General features: G+C 50.6%; 10 protein-coding genes and 1 tRNA gene. 5 read left to right on the top strand and 6 right to left on the bottom strand.

Features of this window, described 5'->3' with window-relative positions:
- Nucleotides 1-63 precede the first annotated feature (63 nt).
- Entirely contained in the window at nucleotides 64-4,455 is a 4,392-nt protein-coding gene (locus AC286M_RS17710) for a PAS domain S-box protein (RefSeq protein ID WP_488205650.1), read from the top strand.
- A gap of 79 nt (nucleotides 4,456-4,534) precedes the next feature.
- Here the strand turns inward: AC286M_RS17710 and AC286M_RS17715 are convergent, their stop codons facing one another.
- The 4 genes from AC286M_RS17715 to AC286M_RS17730 form a co-directional block, all read right to left on the bottom strand.
- Nucleotides 4,535-5,161, bottom strand: a complete 627-nt coding sequence (locus AC286M_RS17715) for a precorrin-8X methylmutase (protein ID WP_488205651.1) — start codon at nucleotides 5,159-5,161, stop codon at nucleotides 4,535-4,537.
- Between the two features lie 140 nt (nucleotides 5,162-5,301).
- A complete protein-coding gene (dxr, locus tag AC286M_RS17720) occupies nucleotides 5,302-6,495 on the bottom strand; it encodes a 1-deoxy-D-xylulose-5-phosphate reductoisomerase (RefSeq protein ID WP_488205652.1) in 1,194 nt (397 codons plus the stop codon).
- Nucleotides 6,496-6,523: 28 nt separating this feature from the next.
- Nucleotides 6,524-7,465: a CDF family zinc efflux transporter Cdf31 gene (cdf31, locus tag AC286M_RS17725; RefSeq protein ID WP_488205653.1), complete on the bottom strand. Its 942-nt coding sequence runs from the start codon at nucleotides 7,463-7,465 to the stop codon at nucleotides 6,524-6,526.
- Between the two features lie 175 nt (nucleotides 7,466-7,640).
- Nucleotides 7,641-8,582 (bottom strand): ATP adenylyltransferase family protein, encoded by a 942-nt coding sequence (locus tag AC286M_RS17730; RefSeq protein ID WP_488205654.1) that lies wholly within the window; start codon nucleotides 8,580-8,582, stop codon nucleotides 7,641-7,643.
- A 256-nt stretch (nucleotides 8,583-8,838) separates the two neighbouring features.
- Here AC286M_RS17730 and AC286M_RS17735 point away from each other — a divergent pair, with 256 nt between their 5' ends.
- Complete coding sequence (locus AC286M_RS17735; RefSeq protein ID WP_488205655.1) at nucleotides 8,839-10,050, top strand: HhoA/HhoB/HtrA family serine endopeptidase; 1,212 nt, start codon at nucleotides 8,839-8,841, stop codon at nucleotides 10,048-10,050.
- 173 nt (nucleotides 10,051-10,223) lie between these two features.
- Here the strand turns inward: AC286M_RS17735 and AC286M_RS17740 are convergent, their stop codons facing one another.
- Nucleotides 10,224-11,372: a transposase gene (locus tag AC286M_RS17740; protein WP_488203420.1), complete on the bottom strand. Its 1,149-nt coding sequence runs from the start codon at nucleotides 11,370-11,372 to the stop codon at nucleotides 10,224-10,226.
- A 524-nt stretch (nucleotides 11,373-11,896) separates the two neighbouring features.
- Here AC286M_RS17740 and AC286M_RS17745 point away from each other — a divergent pair.
- Nucleotides 11,897-11,967, top strand: a tRNA-Cys gene (locus AC286M_RS17745).
- A gap of 1,400 nt (nucleotides 11,968-13,367) precedes the next feature.
- Here the strand turns inward: AC286M_RS17745 and cas12k are convergent.
- Complete coding sequence (cas12k, locus tag AC286M_RS17750; protein ID WP_488205656.1) at nucleotides 13,368-15,236, bottom strand: type V CRISPR-associated protein Cas12k; 1,869 nt, start codon at nucleotides 15,234-15,236, stop codon at nucleotides 13,368-13,370.
- Nucleotides 15,237-15,353: 117 nt separating this feature from the next.
- Here cas12k and AC286M_RS17755 point away from each other — a divergent pair, with 117 nt between their 5' ends.
- Together AC286M_RS17755 and AC286M_RS17760 are read left to right on the top strand one after the other, a co-directional pair.
- Nucleotides 15,354-15,677: a hypothetical protein gene (locus AC286M_RS17755; protein WP_488205657.1), complete on the top strand. Its 324-nt coding sequence runs from the start codon at nucleotides 15,354-15,356 to the stop codon at nucleotides 15,675-15,677.
- A 129-nt stretch (nucleotides 15,678-15,806) separates the two neighbouring features.
- The gene (locus tag AC286M_RS17760; RefSeq protein WP_488205658.1) at nucleotides 15,807-16,466 is read left to right on the top strand and encodes a CRISPR-associated protein Cas4; all 660 of its coding nucleotides are present in this window, start codon (nucleotides 15,807-15,809) and stop codon (nucleotides 16,464-16,466) included.
- Nucleotides 16,467-16,517 lie beyond the last annotated feature (51 nt).

Below are 16,517 nucleotides of genomic sequence, written 5' to 3' on the forward strand. Positions count from 1 at the left end.
GGCTATTTGCGATCGCAGGGCTTTACGATGTACTCACCCCTAGCCTGAGAGGCTGTCTCACCTATGCGCCGCCTGACGTTTTCTCTGCTCACTTCAATTCGGCAAGCTCCGATGCGAACCGTGTTGGTGGTGCCGTTTATCGCCCAGTTGGCGGTCACGGTTAGTCTCGTCGGCTACATTTCTTTTCGGCATAGTGAGGCCACCGTACGTGATTTGTCCTCGCAGCTCCGCACCGAAATCTCAGCTCGGATTCAGCAACAGCTTTTTTCCTATGTTGAAGTGCCCCACGCGATTAACCGAATTAATGCCAGTGCGTTGCTCAATGGCGATCTAGACGTGGCCAATGGTGAAGGGTTTAATCAACTGTGGGAGCAGGCCAAAATCTATCCCAACACCAACTTAATTTACTGTGGCCTAGAAAAAGACGGTTCGCTGCTGGGCGTGGGTCAACGCGAAGGGGACAAAATGCCCCAGCTCCAGATCTACAACCAATCAACTAACTATTTTGGGTACTACTACGCCCTCAGCAGCACTGGGGAACGTACGTTTTTGAAAGACATTTGGGAAAAGCCCTATGATGCTCGCCAGCGTCCTTGGTACAAAGCAGCAAAAAGCAAAGGGGGCGCGACCTGGGGCGAAATTTATCTTGACTTTGATAGTCTGTTACCCACTCTGACCGCCAGTTATCCCGTGTACGAATTGGGCAGCAAACAAGTGCTGGGGGTCTGTGCAACCGATTTTGTCCTGCCGAAGGAAATGAGCGAATTTTTGCGATCGCTAAAGGTGGGCGAATCCGGTCAAACATTTATCATGGATCGCTCCGGCAATCTGGTCGCCACGTCTACTGACGAAGACATCGTGGCAGTCAGTGATGAGAACGATTTTGAATATCGTGCAGCCATAGACAGCAGTGACCCGTTGATCAGCGGCACCGCAGCTTATCTCAACGCCAGCGCCCTAGGACTGACCCATATTCATCAGCCTCAGCAACTGGAATTCGATTTAGATGGCGAACAGCAGTTTGTTCAGGTCGTGCCGTTTGATGACAACCGTGGCATTGACTGGCTGATTGTCGTTGTCATTCCCGAAGCCGACTTCATGGGCCGCATTCAAGATGGCGCGCGGCAAACGGCAATCCTCTACTTTGTCGCCATGCTGGTGGCGATTACAATTGGCGCACTGACGGCTCAATGGATTACCCGCCCCATTTCGCGCTTAAACGAGGCGGCCAAGAAAATTGCCCTGGGCCGCTGGAATGAGTCGGTCGATGTGCAGCGCACCCACGAACTCAGTGGCCTAGCCCAATCGTTTAACCAAATGGCCAGCCAGCTACAGGATTCATTTATGGCGCTAGAGGCGCGGAATGCCGATCTAGAAGCGACCAAAAACCAGTTAGCGGAAGCAAAAGATCAGCTAGAAGCGGTTTTAGATGCTGTGCCGGGGCCAATTTCCTGGATCTCATCCGATGGGGTTTACTTGGGTATTAACTCCCACTTGGCCCGTACCCTCAATCTCGATCCAGAAGATATGGTGGGACAACGAGTGGGCATTGTGGGGAATAGTCCAAACTATGTCAAATTTATTCAGCGGTTTTTAGACAGCAACGAAAACTCTGCTATTGACAAAATTCCTATTCCTGTTGGCGACCAGGTGTTTTACTACCTGCTGGCGGCTCAGAAATACCAGCAGGGCAAAGCGATTGTGATTGTCGGCATCAACATTACCGAAGAGCGACAGGCTCAAGAAGATTTACGGCAGGCTCAGGCAACAAACCAAGCCATCGTGAGTGCCATTCCTGACTTACTGCTGCGGATTCGGCGGGATGGAACTTATTCCGGCTTCAATCCAGGCCGCACGACAAAAACTCTGAATGAAGATTCCATGCAGGTTGGCATCAGCATTTACGACACGATGCCAAAAGCGAATGCTGACGAGCGCATGCACTATGTGCAGCGGGCATTAGAAACGAATGAGCTACAGATCTATGAATACGAGATTGAGGTTGATGGTCAGCACCAGTTTGACGAAGCTCGCTTAATTCCCCTGAATGAAGATGAAGTGTTGGTAATTGTGCGGGATATCACCGATCGCAAACAGGCCGAGGCCGAGGTGCGCCGGGAAAAACAGGTATCTGACAACATCATCGACAGCATGCCCGGTATTTTCTATCTCTATGATGAAAACGGCTACTTAATTCGCTGGAACAAGCTATTTACGAAAGTTCTAGGCTATTCCCAGACTGAGCTGGCAACAAACCCTGTACACGTGCTGGATACAGTGGCCGAGTTCGAACGCGATCTGATTGCGCGCCGTTTTCAACAGGCCTTTACGGAAGAGGGAGCGGTCGCTGAAACGCATCTGCTGACGAAAGCTGGGGACATTATTCCTTACTTTGTCACGGGTCGCTCCATGATGATTGATGGCAAAGCGTTTCTAGTTGGCGCAGGCATCGACATTACCGAGCGGTTGAAAGCGGAGAATGCTTTGCGGCTGAGTGAGGCAAACCAGCGGGCATTGATTATGGCTATGCCTGATTTACTGATTCGCGTCAGTCATGATGGCATCTATCGCGAAATTCAGGGACGTAACCGCCTCTCGATTCATGACAGCCCAGATTTCCAAGTCAATAGCAGCGTCTATGATTCTCTGCCGCCCGTCGAGGCGCAGCGACGGATGCACTACATTCAGCGCACATTAGAAACCGGGGCGATGCAGGTCTATGAGCAGCAGCTCAATATTGACGGTCACGTCCAGTACGAAGAAGTGCGGATGGTGGTGACAGGTGAAGATGAGGTGCTGATGATTATCCGCAACATCTCCGAACAGAAGCGAGCGGAAGCGGCGTTACGGATCGCGGAACAAAACTATCGGGGCATTTTTGAGAATGCGCTGGAAGGTATCTTTCAGTCCACACCCAGCGGCAGTTTTATTCGGATCAATCCAGCGATGGCGCGCATTTATGGTTACGCTTCACCGCAGGAGATGATCGATAGCGTTGATAATATTGAGCAGCAAATTTATGTTGATCCGGCAGATCAGGAAGAGTTTCAGCGCCGGATGACGCAATATGGCGAGGTCAAAAATCTGGTGTATCAGAGCTATCGCAAAGATGGTTCAATTATTTGGGTTGAAGAGAATACGCGGGCTGTACAAAGTGAAGACGGCCACCTGCTCTACTACGAGGGCATTATCGCCGACATCACCGATCAGCGGCGGCAGAAAGAAATTTTGGAAGAGCGGGTAGAGGAACGGACTCGCAAGTTGTCAGAAACGCTGCAAATCCTCAAGGCGACCCAAGCGGAACTGATGATTGAAAATGCGCTGCTGCGGAGTGATGAAGCGGCGGAACAGTTCGATTATCAGGTGGGCGGCAGTTTACCGCTGGATGCGCCGACCTACGTGGTGCGACAGGCCGATCGCTATTTATATGCAGGACTAAAGCAGGGTAAGTTTTGCTATGTGCTGAATGCGCGGCAGATGGGTAAATCGAGCCTGCGGGTGCAGATGATGCGGCGGTTAGAGGCGGAAGGGTTTGCCTGTGCGGCAATTGATATTTCCGAGATTGGTAATCGGCGGCTCTCTCCGGAGCAGTGGTATGCCGGATTTTTGTATACGCTGGCAACCAATTTTGACCTGTTAGGTCAAGTGGATATTCGCCAGTGGTGGCGCGATCGCGAATTGCTGTCGCCCGTGCAGCGACTGGGTGAGTTTATTCATCAGGTGCTGCTGGGGCAAATTAGCCAAAAAATTGTGATTTTCATTGACGAAATTGACAGCGTGATTAATCTTGATTTTGAGATTGATGACTTTTTTGTCCTGCTGCGATCCTGCTACAACAAGCGGGCGGATGATGCCAATTATCAGCGGTTGACCTTTGCCCTGTTTGGCGTCGCAACCCCGTCGCAGTTGATTCATGATAAAGCCCGCACCCCGTTTAATATTGGTGAGGCGATTCAGCTTAAAGATTTCCAAATCCACGAGGCCCAGCCGCTGCTTTATGGTTTGGCGGAAAAGGTGGCGAATCCACAGGCGGTGCTGCGGGAAATTCTGTATTGGACAAACGGTCAGCCGTTTTTAACGCAGAAAATTTGTAAGCTAATTCGCAGTTCCCACGTCACAATCTCGGCCAATCATGAACAGGAGTGGATCAGCGACCTAGTGCAGGAGCAGATTATCAAAAACTGGGAGCTGAATGATGAGCCTGAACATTTGCGGACAATCCGCGATCGCATTTTGTCCAGTCCACAAGCGGCCCAGCAGCTTGAACTTTATCGTCGCATTCTCCAGCAGGAAAGCCTTCATGTTTCCGATTATCCCGGTCAAATGGAGCTGTTGCTGTCGGGGCTGGTAATCCAGCAGGAGGGCTATTTAGTCGCCCACAACCGCATTTACAGCATCATTTTTGACGCAGCCTGGGTAGAGCGAATGCTGAGCCAAGTGCAGAGTTTTGCCTAATTTCGCCTAAGTTAAAAGCCTCAAAAGGCGATCTGGCCGCCGCATGCGGCGGCCAGATCGCCTTTCTGGAAGTTATGATTCAAGGACTTTTCCGCTCATGCCCGTAGGCTTGCCATGCCAGATCCACTAGGCCATTGACAATGGCGGCAGCAACAACAGAGCTACCTTTGCGACCTTCAATGCGAATATGCGGAATCAGATGGTCTTGCAGCCGCTGTTTAGCCTGCTCGGTGTTGATAAATCCAGCAGGTGTGGCAATTACTAGCGCGGGACGAATCTCACCAGATTCAATCAAGTTGGCCAGGGACTCTAGCGCGGTCTGGGCTTCTCCGACGACAAAAACACCTTCGGGATAGCGGCGAGCTAGAGTCTCTGTACCCCAAGCGGCGCGGGTTTTGCGGCGCTGGGGACGGGTGAGAGCATCCAGGCTACAGTAAATCGGATTGGCGAACGTGTCTTGAATGCGCTGGGCAATGCCGACCTGCACCATCGGCACATCCACCACAATCGTACTGCGGGCAGCTAGCGCCGCTGCTCCGGCCTGTAGAGCCTGATCCGAGAACCGCACCAGCGACTTGTATTCAAAGTCAGCCGTTGCATAGATCACTCGTCGGACAATTTCGTACTCCGATGGAGAAAAGGTGTGTTCGCCAATTTCACGATCAATAATTCGCAAGCTCTGAGCATCCGTCACGTGCCATTCCATGTCAATTGTTTATCGATAAGTAGCTAAACGTAGTTCAACTCGTAACATCAAGACCGAGGGAGTTCCCCGGAGAGGCACTCCCCCGGTCTTGATATTACCAACCAACGTTTGGGTCGCGGATGTTTTGCGTAAGAGCATGTTTAGCGGAGGCTGACGTAGGAACTGCTGTCTAGCGATTCGCTGACCGTCAAAGCCGTTTGCCGTGCCCACTGATCAGCCGCGAGAATATCATCCAAGCTTGGCTGTGCCTTGTTGTCGGACTGGTGGCGATCGCAAACTTGTTCAATCAGGCGGGGAATGTCGAGGAACTGAATTTTCTCGTCCAGGAACAGCTCTACAGCTTTCTCATTGGCGGCATTGAGCACCGCAGGCATGGAGCCACCCGCTCGACCTGCTGCATAGGCCAAATTCATACAGGGATACTTGTTGTGATCCGGTTCGCGGAAGGTCAAATCGCCCGCTTTCACCAGATCCAACGGTTCCCAATCGGTATAAATCCGCTCCGGCCAGGAGAGCGCATAAAGCAGCGGCAACCGCATATCCGGCCAGCCAAGCTGCGCTAATACCGACGTATCCTGTAGCTCAATCAGCGAGTGAATAATGCTCTGGGGATGGATCACGATGTCGATGTGGTCGTAATCCATGCCGAACAGGTAGTGGGCTTCGATCACTTCTAGCCCTTTATTCATCAGCGTGGCCGAGTCTACCGTAATCTTGCGGCCCATTGACCAATTGGGATGCTTCAGTGCATCGGATACCTTGACGGTGCTCAACTTCTCCACGGGCCAATCGCGAAACGCGCCGCCGGATGCGGTCAGCAAAATGCGCCGCAGTCCCCCTTCAGGCACACCCTGCAAACACTGGAAAATGGCTGAGTGCTCTGAGTCAGCAGGCAGCAGCTTGACGTTGTGCTGCTCCACTAGCGGCAAGACAACCGGGCCACCCGCAATCAGCGTTTCCTTATTGGCCAGGGCAATATCTTTGCCGGCCTCAATCGCGGCAATCGTGGGCAATAATCCGGCGCAACCGACAATCCCGGTCACCACCGATTCCGCATCTCCATAGCGCGCCACTTCGATGACGCCTTCTTCTCCAGCAAAGCAGATCGGCTGTGGATCGAGATCTGCGATCGCAGTTTTCAACTCGTCAAACTTGGTGCGATCGCAAATGGCGACGATTTCGGGGCGAAACTGGCGGACTTGCTGAGCCAGTAGCTCGACGTTACTGCGGGCCGCTAAACCCACTAGCCGAAACTGGTCGGGATGGTGTTCAACAATGTCGAGCGTTTGTGTACCAATAGATCCGGTTGAGCCAAGGAGCGTAATTGCTTTCACGATTGCTTAAGAATTCGCAGCAACTCCACTATAAGCCGTTGTGGGGATCATTTGATACTGCATTGCCATAGCTAATCTGTTCAGATTTGTAAGCAGGTGGTTCCACGTGAATGGTGCAGCGGACTGGCCCGTACTTCGCTTCTAGCTTTTCTTCCACTGCTTCTGTAATTTCATGGGCTGTAGCGACATCCCGCGCGGCCACGATCAGGTGCATGTCGATAAAAATTTGCCGCCCCAGCAGGCCACGAGAGGCAATGTCGTGACAGTTGATAACTCCCGACACCTGCATCACGGTTTCGTAAATGGCCTCAGGTGCGATCGCCATTTCATCCACCAGCCAGGGCAAATTCGATTTCAGCACTTCCCAACCGCTGCGAAAGACCAGAATTGCCACCGGAAACGCCAGCACAATATCCAACCACTGAAAACCCGCCCACACGCCAATTAAGCCACCTAGAACAGTGATCGTGATCCAAATGTCGCTCATCGTATGGTAAGCATCAGCGATCAAAATCTTGCTGCCCAGTCGATTGCCAATCCGTCGCTCATAGAACGCCACGAAAATATTAATCCCCAGCACCAGCAGCATGATCCACAGGGCTGGAGCCGACATTTCCACCTCACCACCGCCCTGAATCAGCCGATCTACTGCTCCCTTGAGAATTTCAAAGCAGGCAATGCCCAAAAATGCAGCAATACCCAACGCACCGACTGCTTCATACTTTTGATGCCCATAGGGATGATCGCGATCCGGTTCGGGCGAGGCGATTTGATTCGTAATTAAGCCTAGGACATTGTTGGCGCTGTCCGTAACGCTGTGGAGGGCATCGGCCAGTAAGCTGAGCGAACCCGTCCACCAGCCCACGACGGACTTGAGCAAAACAACCAGCACATTCAGTGCCAATGTCCACGTCAATACCCAGCGAACTTCGGCGCGATAGTCATTGGGATTGGAATGGCTCTGAGTCACGGAATTAACCTGATGACAATAACCCTAATTTTATAAGCAGCAGGGGAAAAGGAAGCAAAGGAGTTGAGCACAATCTCCCGTAGGGTGGGCACTGTCCACCAGCCCTAACTCATCAATCCCACGATAATCCCACGAAGATAGTGAGCGCTGCCCACCTTGCGAGGCTACGGGGCGGCTAATGAACAGCGGCTTGATTCAGCAGCGTCATCGGTCGCATCTGCTTGAGCTGCTCCAGTTGTGCTGTATCCTTTACCAGCAGCGTGCCAGCATAGGCCAGTGAATTGAGTGAAATGCCATTTACCTTTTCCTGCGATCGCGGAATCACCATCATCCACGCGCGGGTGATCAGCAAATTGTAGATTGGGGGTTCAGCGTTTGCAGTTAATCGTAAATGGTGAAGAAGCTGATGGTAATGGGTTTCGAGAATTTCGCCTGCTTCAGTGTCGGATTGTTGGCAAAGATCAGAAAAGGAAGGAAGAGATGCGATCGCATGCTGAAAATCGAACACAGGCAGCGTACCGATACCGTTAGTGAACTCCACCTGCTGCATCACGGTTGCAACGGGTAACTTCTCACCATTGGGCATCAGTGGAAACGGAATCAGTTGCAGATGCTTATGTCGCTGGCTGGCCCCCGCCTGCTGCCCCGCATTGTAAAAAGCCAAACCATCAATGGGGCGCATACACTGCCACAGCGCCGCAAAATCCTGGGCATTCAGTAAATTAAGCTGTTCCTCAAACTCGCGGGTCACCACTAGCAAATGATGATCGACCACGTTGAACTTATTCAGCACACAGGCATGAGTGTTAGATAAGTGAGTGACCAATAAATCCGGATCAGGGGGTAAGAATGGATCAAAATTTTCATCCCGCTTTTCCGTCTCTTTCGCCTTGCGCTGGAGGTTTTTCAGCACGTACACCACAAAGGGAATGTTGTCCTGCTCGACGATTTCGTAGCGCGTTTCTAACGGCTGCAATGCCCCACAGCGCAGTCCATGCTCCGATTGCGCCTGCACCTTAGCCCACAATGACTCTGCATGTGAATCTGTATGGTGACGGTCTGGGGTGGAATGAATCGACGTTCCTTCCATGTCCTGATCTAAAGAACGCTTACTCATACCGATGCCTACCTGATGCCTAACTCCTGTCTGCCAACTGTACCGAATTGTGCGATCGCAATGAAAGCCCCAGAGAGATAGGATGTCCCAAATTGCGCGACCCTTAATCTCACCTTCATCTCCTGGATCACCGATCAGGACAGGTAGAACTCAATTCAAAATCCAATCAAAGTCCAAAAATGAACCAGTTAATTCAAGTTTTAGCTACATTAGACTAAAACCTATCAGCATCGGCAGTAACTCAGCGGCAAATATTATGGGCTTATCAGTGAAACAGCTTGGACTCTATGCGGCCTTTTTAGCGATTGGCAGTGGAGCAGGCTGGGCCAGCCATCAATATTTCAATCGCAACGCTGAGCGCGCCATCGAATCTCCTGCATCCACCGTTCCGGCAGCTCTAGAACCTAAGTCGAATCGTGAACCAGCACAAACAGCAGTTGCGATCGCACCTACGAACCCAAACTTTATCGCAGACGCCGTCGAAAAAGTTGGCCCATCCGTAGTGCGGATTGATGCCTCGCGGACGGTCGCGCGACAAATACCAGATGCGTTTGAAAATCCCATCTTTCGCCGCTTTTTTGGTGATGAAATCCCGAATATTCCTCAAGAGCGGGTGGAGCAGGGAACGGGCTCGGGCTTCATTCTCAACCAAAACGGGCAGATTATCACCAATGCCCATGTGGTTGAAGGCGCTGAAACTGTGACAGTGACGCTCAAAGACGGTCGCACATTTGAAGGACGAGTTATCGGGGCCGATTCCGTGACAGACGTAGCCGCGATTCAAATTGAAGCTACCAACTTGCCGAATGTAAGCATCGGTCGATCTGAAGATTTAACGCCGGGGCAATGGGCGATCGCCATTGGTAATCCCCTTGGCCTCGACAATACCGTTACGGCTGGCATCATTAGCGCTCTGGGCCGTTCGAGTTCGCAAATTGGCATTCCCGACAAACGGGTGCAGTTTATTCAGACCGATGCAGCCATTAATCCAGGCAATTCCGGCGGCCCGCTGCTGAACGACCGAGGCGAAGTCGTTGGTATCAATACGGCTATTCGCGCTGATGCACAGGGATTGGGCTTTGCAATTCCAATTGAAACGGCACTGCGCATTTCAGAACAGCTTTTTGAATCCGGTGAAGTTCAGCATCCATATCTAGGCATTCAGATGTATGACCTGTCGTCTGAATTGCGCGATCGCATTAATAGCGATCCGGAAATTGGCTTCAAAATCAATCAAGATGAAGGCGTGCTAATAGTGCGAGTCATGCCAGGTACTCCAGCAGAGGCAGCAGGATTACAGGACGGCGACATCATTGTCAAAGTCAACAATGTTCCGGTGCAAAAAGCGTCTGAGGTCCAGCAAGAAGTTGAGGGCAGTCAGATTGGTGAACCCGTGACGATTGACATCATCCGCGCTGATAAACCCTTACAGCTAGAAGTACGCCCCACCTCCCTGCCATCTGACTAGGGCACATCATCAATTAGAGTTAGAAACCTTAAGGAATCAGCCGTACCGCGCCCGTCCCCAGCAAACAGGCTAGGGGCTGGAATCCTCATACGAAGGTAATTTCGTCGAAAATTTGATGACAGCCCCTAATAGTCTGTCAACCCGCAGCACTTATTACAACACTCCGGACAGATTTAGGAGACTATCGCCCCGTAATCAAGCAGCTTTTGGTAATTAGGATGGGATTTAATTAAAGTCGGCTCCAAGTCAAACTGGTCAATAAATCGGTCTAAAAGATGTTGGTTGAGGGCCAGTCGTTTGAAAGAGGCGAGCGAGAAGCTCAGCGAATCATCGTCTTTCTGGTTGTTTTGCAACGCGACTTTAGCCAGGTTCAGTGCCATCAAACTGGCATTGACATGGGTGTCTATCGCTTCGGCAGAGCGAGCTTGACAGTCCACTAACCCGGTAAACTGACGAGCATCACGGAAAATAAATTCAATCTGAAATCGGGCCGTGTAGCACCGGTAAAGGAGGAACGGGTCAATGTTGAGGTCGGTAGAAAACAGCACGACATAACTGCGGCGACCCCGATGCTCTTTGAGCAGATAGGCCAACCGGATGTTGCGCTTGAGGCTGACCGACCAAACGATGGCGGTATAAAGATAAACTCCATCGTCCAAGCGTTTGACCAACTGAAATCGTCGGTGGTCTTGCAGGTTGACCTTGCCGTCAAAGCGTCGAGGAGCACCTCGCCCTTGGTATGGCCCCTCATAGAGGAACTTGAGGTTGGCATCACAGCGCAGTTTGCCAATCGCATGAAACCCGAGTTGCACCACGCCAGTGACCCACTTGTACTTGCTGTAAAACCCGTCGGCGACAATGTAGCGAATCCAAGTGGGGAAGAACGTCAGGCAGTAGGCCAGATGCCCCAGATAGAAGTCAATCCGGTTGCCCTTCGCGCCCTTTCCCTGTTTCGAAGACGCTCTCAAATGAGGTAAGTCTGCCTCGGTTTGCTGGGCAGACAGCGTGTACCCTGTATTCTGCTCCAGATCGACAATCGCCACCACTGACAGTTCTAAGCCCCGTTCTGGACGCTGGGTTTTACCGTTGTAGAACTGGTCTAGACCGTAGGTGTGCCGTCCACTTTTTTCCATAAAGGTGCAATCGACCACTGCGACCTGAACCGCCTCGTCTCGTCTTAATGGTTCTATCAGTGCTTGATTGAGTCCTTCGAAGCCAATGCCCCGTTCGAAGTGTCGACGGTAACTTCGCTCGCTTAAGTCACTGTAACGACTGAGGTTGGCGTAGTTCACCTTGCCACAGACCACGAAAATTGTGGTCATCAAGGTCAACAAAAACTGTTGTTGGGGTTTACCAAATGGCCTGCTGTCTCCAGCAAACCGGTTAGAATCCGATTGAGGCTATCCATTGGTGCGACATGTTAGGTACATTCGCACTCTACACGGTGGATAGCTTTCTTCGCACTCTCCCAAAAACTGTCCGGACTGTTGTTATTAGACTTTATCGGAAATTGTTTTGTAGCACGGCGGAGCCGCGCTACAAAACAATTTCCAACCCCAAGAACTTTATTTCCAATAAAGTCTATTTGACACAATACTAAGCCTGCCTACAAAACTAGAGACGCACTGATCACCGAGCAGCGACTAGTGCATCTCCAAGTTTCAGGTTGCTGACGCGATATCGAATTGTTTTTAGACTTTACTGCATAAATCGTTGTGGAACGGTAGCCACGCCAAGACTTATGCTCTCCATAAAGTCTCTATGCCAGAGCGATCTGTTGGCAAAATTTAGATCAGCCTGTTGATTTGGCCGAAAAGTTTGCTACACTGGTGTACCTGAAGGGTATGGCGGCATAGCCAAGTGGTAAGGCAGAGGTCTGCAAAACCTTTATCCCCAGTTCGAGTCTGGGTGCCGCCTTTTGTTGTTGTACATTCGCACTTTAAATGTCGCGATTCGCAGATTAGTGTCGTTTTACGGCACTTTTTCTGTTTTGGAGCAAGTTTCGCACATTAATGTCGGAAACTTGGGAAAATGCAAGATTTGCAGATTGATGTCGTTTTTAACGATATGGATTTCGTTTTGCAGACCTCTGCCTCTTTCAGTTCTCTATCAGATCTTTCAGTTCGCACATCGCTCAGAGAGCGATTGCGACAATCAAGCTGGAAATCAAGCCTGGGTTTCCTCCGTCTTTCAGTTCGCACATCGCTCAGAGAGCGATTGCGACTCGATGGCTCAGCGGAAAGCTTGAATTTCGGCAGGCCTTTCAGTTCGCACATCGCTCAGAGAGCGATTGCGACTCACATATAGCTTTTCTGAGAGAGGCGGACACTTCTTTCAGTTCGCACATCGCTCAGAGAGCGATTGCGACTCACATATAGCTTTTCTGAGAGAGGCGGACACTTCTTTCAGTTCGCACATCGCTCAGAGAGCGATTGCGACTCTGCTGACAACATCGCGATCTCACAGCTGGCCAGTCTTTCAATTCGCACATCGCTCAGAGAGCGATTGCGACAATGTCTTCAGATTATGAGCCTGACGTGAGCCGTGTCTTTCAGTTCGCACATCGCTCAGAGAGCGATTGCGACCCATCGGTTGATAGTCGCTGTACGCGAATACCGACTTCTTTCAGTTCGCACATCGCTCAGAGAGCGATTGCGACTCAACAGATGGTCAAATCCGCTATTCAGTGGATCTCCTTTCAGTTCGCACATCGCTCAGAGAGCGATTGCGACTCTGAGCTCCAAAACTCTTGTACCGACAGCCTTCCTAGTCCGTTTTTGGCAAACCAGTCTGTAACTAGTAGATAACTTGACTGTTGAAGAGGATTTTGGCAACCCAAAACCAATCAAAGCAGTGTCAGTAAAGGAGTTTAGATTTTGGCAAACCTACCGGGCTTTTCGACTGCGCTTAGGTTTGCCAAAAATTGATGATAGAGAACTCCTCCTTGTTCGGAGGCGATTTGGCACTGCCACTCCAGTATCTTTAATCTAGATTTAGATAAAAGTTCCTGTACCCCCTTAATTTTGGGGCTTAACCCTAGCTTCACCATACCTCTGCTGGGTGCGCACCTGCGCTACATTTGAAGAAGACACTCAACAAATTAAGCTTCCCATCTCCATACAGACTTCAGCTAAGGATTGAAAATCTGCACCAAGATGACAGTCGGTAGGCGGACAGAACCATAGGGTCGGAAAGCACGGTCGTTTGACAACGACCAAACGGACCCACATTTTTCACAGTTCAGCGGCTGAATCAGCTTGAACTGCGGCGCTGTTGAAATATTAACTTATCAAGGTGCGAATGTACTAAATCGCGATTCATTCTGCCGCCGATAACCTGGAATGGTAGGCTGCGATCGCAATATCTCGGGCTTGTTCTTTAGGATGCCCTTGCACAGGTTGAAACCCAGACTCAATGGCAAGACCCGCTTGCTGTGCTTTAGTTTGGATACTGTCGATGAGTCGGCTATAACTCCATTGGTGAATCGTCACTTGAAAGCGGCTAGCATATCTGGCTTGCGCTTCGACTGAGCCTGGGCAAGCTTGTTCGGCTCTCGCTTGAGTTTCGGCAGAGAGGCGTTCTCGCAAACCTTTCAGACTGGGAATGACAATACTGCTGGCCTGATATTGTTGGGCGAGCTGGACGATGGATTTAGCAAGCAGCCGATCAACTTGCTGACCCAGTTCTGATTCCGATGGCTGGTGGGCGATACCTCGCTTCTGATTTTTATGGCGTTTCAACGCATTTTGCTGTTGCTGCTGGCGATGCCGATTGAAGAGTCGATATTGCTTGCCAAGCAACGTTTTAGGTGTGCGATAGGTTAATGTCTGACCAGTTCTGACGTTAATAACTGCTACTGTCACCGGATCAGCTAGGCCAATGCTCAGGCCAATGACGATTTCAGGGTTGCCTTGATAAGACTGCTTGCTGGGACGGGCTGGGATGTTTTCCAGTCGTTTTAAGGTCGATTGATTTCTGGGATCGGCGTTGGCATAGCTTAGCCTCTTCAGTGCCTTTTGTGCTTTCTCTTGCTGCACTTCTACTGTTCCTTCTGCGGTCATCAAGCGAGTGTCAAACGAGCAATGCAGCGCCAGGCGATGAACTTGCCACGGTTCGCCCTTTCCTTCTCCTTGTTTCCACGTCAACATGGCAGAACGAAGAGTCAGTAATCCGGCTGGATAGCTTTTGTCATCTTGCCTATAGGTTTGCCAATCGTTAGTGAAGCGTTCAAAAAAGTGAAGTTGACGTTGGTCACAGTACAACTTGAACGGATATCCTTGATGCTCTTTAAACCAGGCTTGGATCTCGGGATCAGCGTTTTTTAGATATTTGTCTAACCCGTTGAAGCTAACGCTGATGCGGCCTTGCTCTGTTTTAGCCCAGCGTATATCGGTGGCACTGCCATAGATGAGGGGATAGGGAAGGTCTACGGGGCGGATTAACAGCTTTGCTTGCCAGTCTTGAGCTTGTTCAACTGTTCTAGAAATTTGTCGGCAAGTGGTCTGAAGGGTTTCAGTGAATTCTTCGCCACTGAGGTCTCGCCCTTTGGGTACGCGAGCTTTGAGTTGCCGCTCAAGCTGCTCAATTTCTTTTTGTTTGCGTTGAATTCGATGGGCAAATTTTTCTGGGTCTTCTGCTTGTTTTGGTAGTTTGCCGCCGTTCTTGATGAGATATGCGATCGCACATTGCTGAAGCAGGTCATCTGTCTCCTCATAGGCGTCAAATAGCCAGGATATAAGACTTTTATCAGTCGTTGAAGCAGACTGCTGCTCAAGAATAGCGTGTGCCCGTTGCTGAAGTACTTCAAGGGTAGAGTGGCTGAGTTCAATGAGTTCAGCATCACTTTTGACAATGCTCAGCCATCGCTGTTTACCATCCAGGCGCAGACGCTGCTTTTTCTGAAGTGCAAGCCATGCCTCGTAAGTATACTGCACCATCTGGATTGCTGAGGCATAGCTTCGTCCGGGTTGGCCTGGATAGTCTGCTTTGAGAGCAGCACAGAGATCTTTGACTGCTTTTTCGGGGATTGTTCCTCGACGTTGCCAAGTTTCAAAGTCAGGATGTTGGTTGACTTGCTTGAGCAATTCATTGACGAGCGGCGTATTGCACTCAGCCATCAGATGCCATAAATGGCGGCGAACGGGTTCAGGAGCAAGGAGGCGGCAGTGAATCGTTTTGATGCTCATGGCATATACCAGCGCAACGTGAGAGGGAATGCTTCAGCTTAATCGAAACAGTTCAAGAGTACTGTATTCTTGAGAGCATAATATATTAAAACTTGTCATGATGACAAGCTGATTGACATGGCTCTTGCTCCCCGAACTCCGTCTCGTAGACACTGGTTGGCGTTACAGCTTTATCTGCAATTAGCGCACAGTGAATTAATGGAACTTGAGGAGTTTCTGCGGGTCTGGGATGTGTCACGAGAGGAACTCGCTTATATTTGCGATTGTTCGCTGACAACGGTGAACCATTGGTTCTCTCAGGGGGAGCACCGCAGATTTCCCAGTGAGCGGCATCAGCAGCGACTAGCGTTAGCGCATCATATTTGGACAACGATTGAGACGGAGCCCGAATATCTACAGGTTTTGCGGCAAATGTATTACAAAAGGCCACGTCGGCGATAAAGATCGGTGCTTGTCAAATGGCAAGTTTTTCTTGCCAAATTGAAAGATGAAATTTTACGGTGTTGGCTGAATTGGATATAGGAACATTTGTTCCGTTTCATCAAGCCGTAGATTCTTGTTGCCACCGTTATGACTCCTCTACAAGCAAAATCGGTTCCGTCGGTGTGGATTACGTGGTTATCAAAGCTGATGGCAGATGAGGTGCAGTGTCACTGGTCAGCCTGGTTCCGCAGTCACTATGCCTATGAGAAGTTACCGAGTGATTTTGACGCGGCAGGTTGGAAGGCAAAGCATCGGGCGCTTCTAGATGAGCGGGTGGCTGATCTGGAAGCAGAGGGACATTCGGTGTATGTGGAGGGGGAGAACTGGTTTGAGGTGCCCGGACGCCAGTTTGCGGTGACGGTGGCAGGGAAGCCGGATATTGTGGCGATCTGTGGGGATCAGGGTTGGGTAGAGGATTGCAAGACGGGCAGGCCGAAAAATTCAGACCTGTATCAGGTGTTGCTCTATATGCTGCTGGTACCGCTGAGTGTGGAGCGGTGTCGGGGGCTGCGATTGGAGGGACGATTAGTTTATGCGGATAGCGTGATTGATATTCCGTCAACGCAGGTGAATGAGGAATTTAAGGCGCAGTTGCGAGATGCGATCGCACTGCTCAGCGGTACAGAACCACCCCGCAAAGTCCCCAGTTTTCAGGAGTGCCGATTCTGCGATATTTCAGCGGAATATTGCCCAGATCGGATTGATAAGCGGATGGCGGAACAGGTGGAAGAGAATCAGCTTTTTTGATGGTTATATTTAGGTGCTCAAAAACTGAGATCGCAAATAAACGTGCAATTT

Source organism: Thainema salinarum CENA647 (genome assembly GCF_057732415.1).

Bases quoted from the DNA above. Each gene is read 5' to 3' on its own strand.
- AC286M_RS17710 (WP_488205650.1), top strand. From the start codon at position 64: ATGCGCCGCCTGACGTTTTCTCTGCTCACTTCAATTCGGCAAGCTCCG.
- AC286M_RS17715 (WP_488205651.1), bottom strand. From the start codon at position 5,161: ATGGAATGGCACGTGACGGATGCTCAGAGCTTGCGAATTATTGATCGT.
- AC286M_RS17730 (WP_488205654.1), bottom strand. From the start codon at position 8,582: ATGAGTAAGCGTTCTTTAGATCAGGACATGGAAGGAACGTCGATTCAT.
- AC286M_RS17735 (WP_488205655.1), top strand. From the start codon at position 8,839: ATGGGCTTATCAGTGAAACAGCTTGGACTCTATGCGGCCTTTTTAGCG.
- AC286M_RS17740 (WP_488203420.1), bottom strand. From the start codon at position 11,372: ATGACCACAATTTTCGTGGTCTGTGGCAAGGTGAACTACGCCAACCTC.
- cas12k (WP_488205656.1), bottom strand. From the start codon at position 15,236: ATGAGCATCAAAACGATTCACTGCCGCCTCCTTGCTCCTGAACCCGTT.
- AC286M_RS17755 (WP_488205657.1), top strand. From the start codon at position 15,354: ATGGCTCTTGCTCCCCGAACTCCGTCTCGTAGACACTGGTTGGCGTTA.
- AC286M_RS17760 (WP_488205658.1), top strand. From the start codon at position 15,807: ATGACTCCTCTACAAGCAAAATCGGTTCCGTCGGTGTGGATTACGTGG.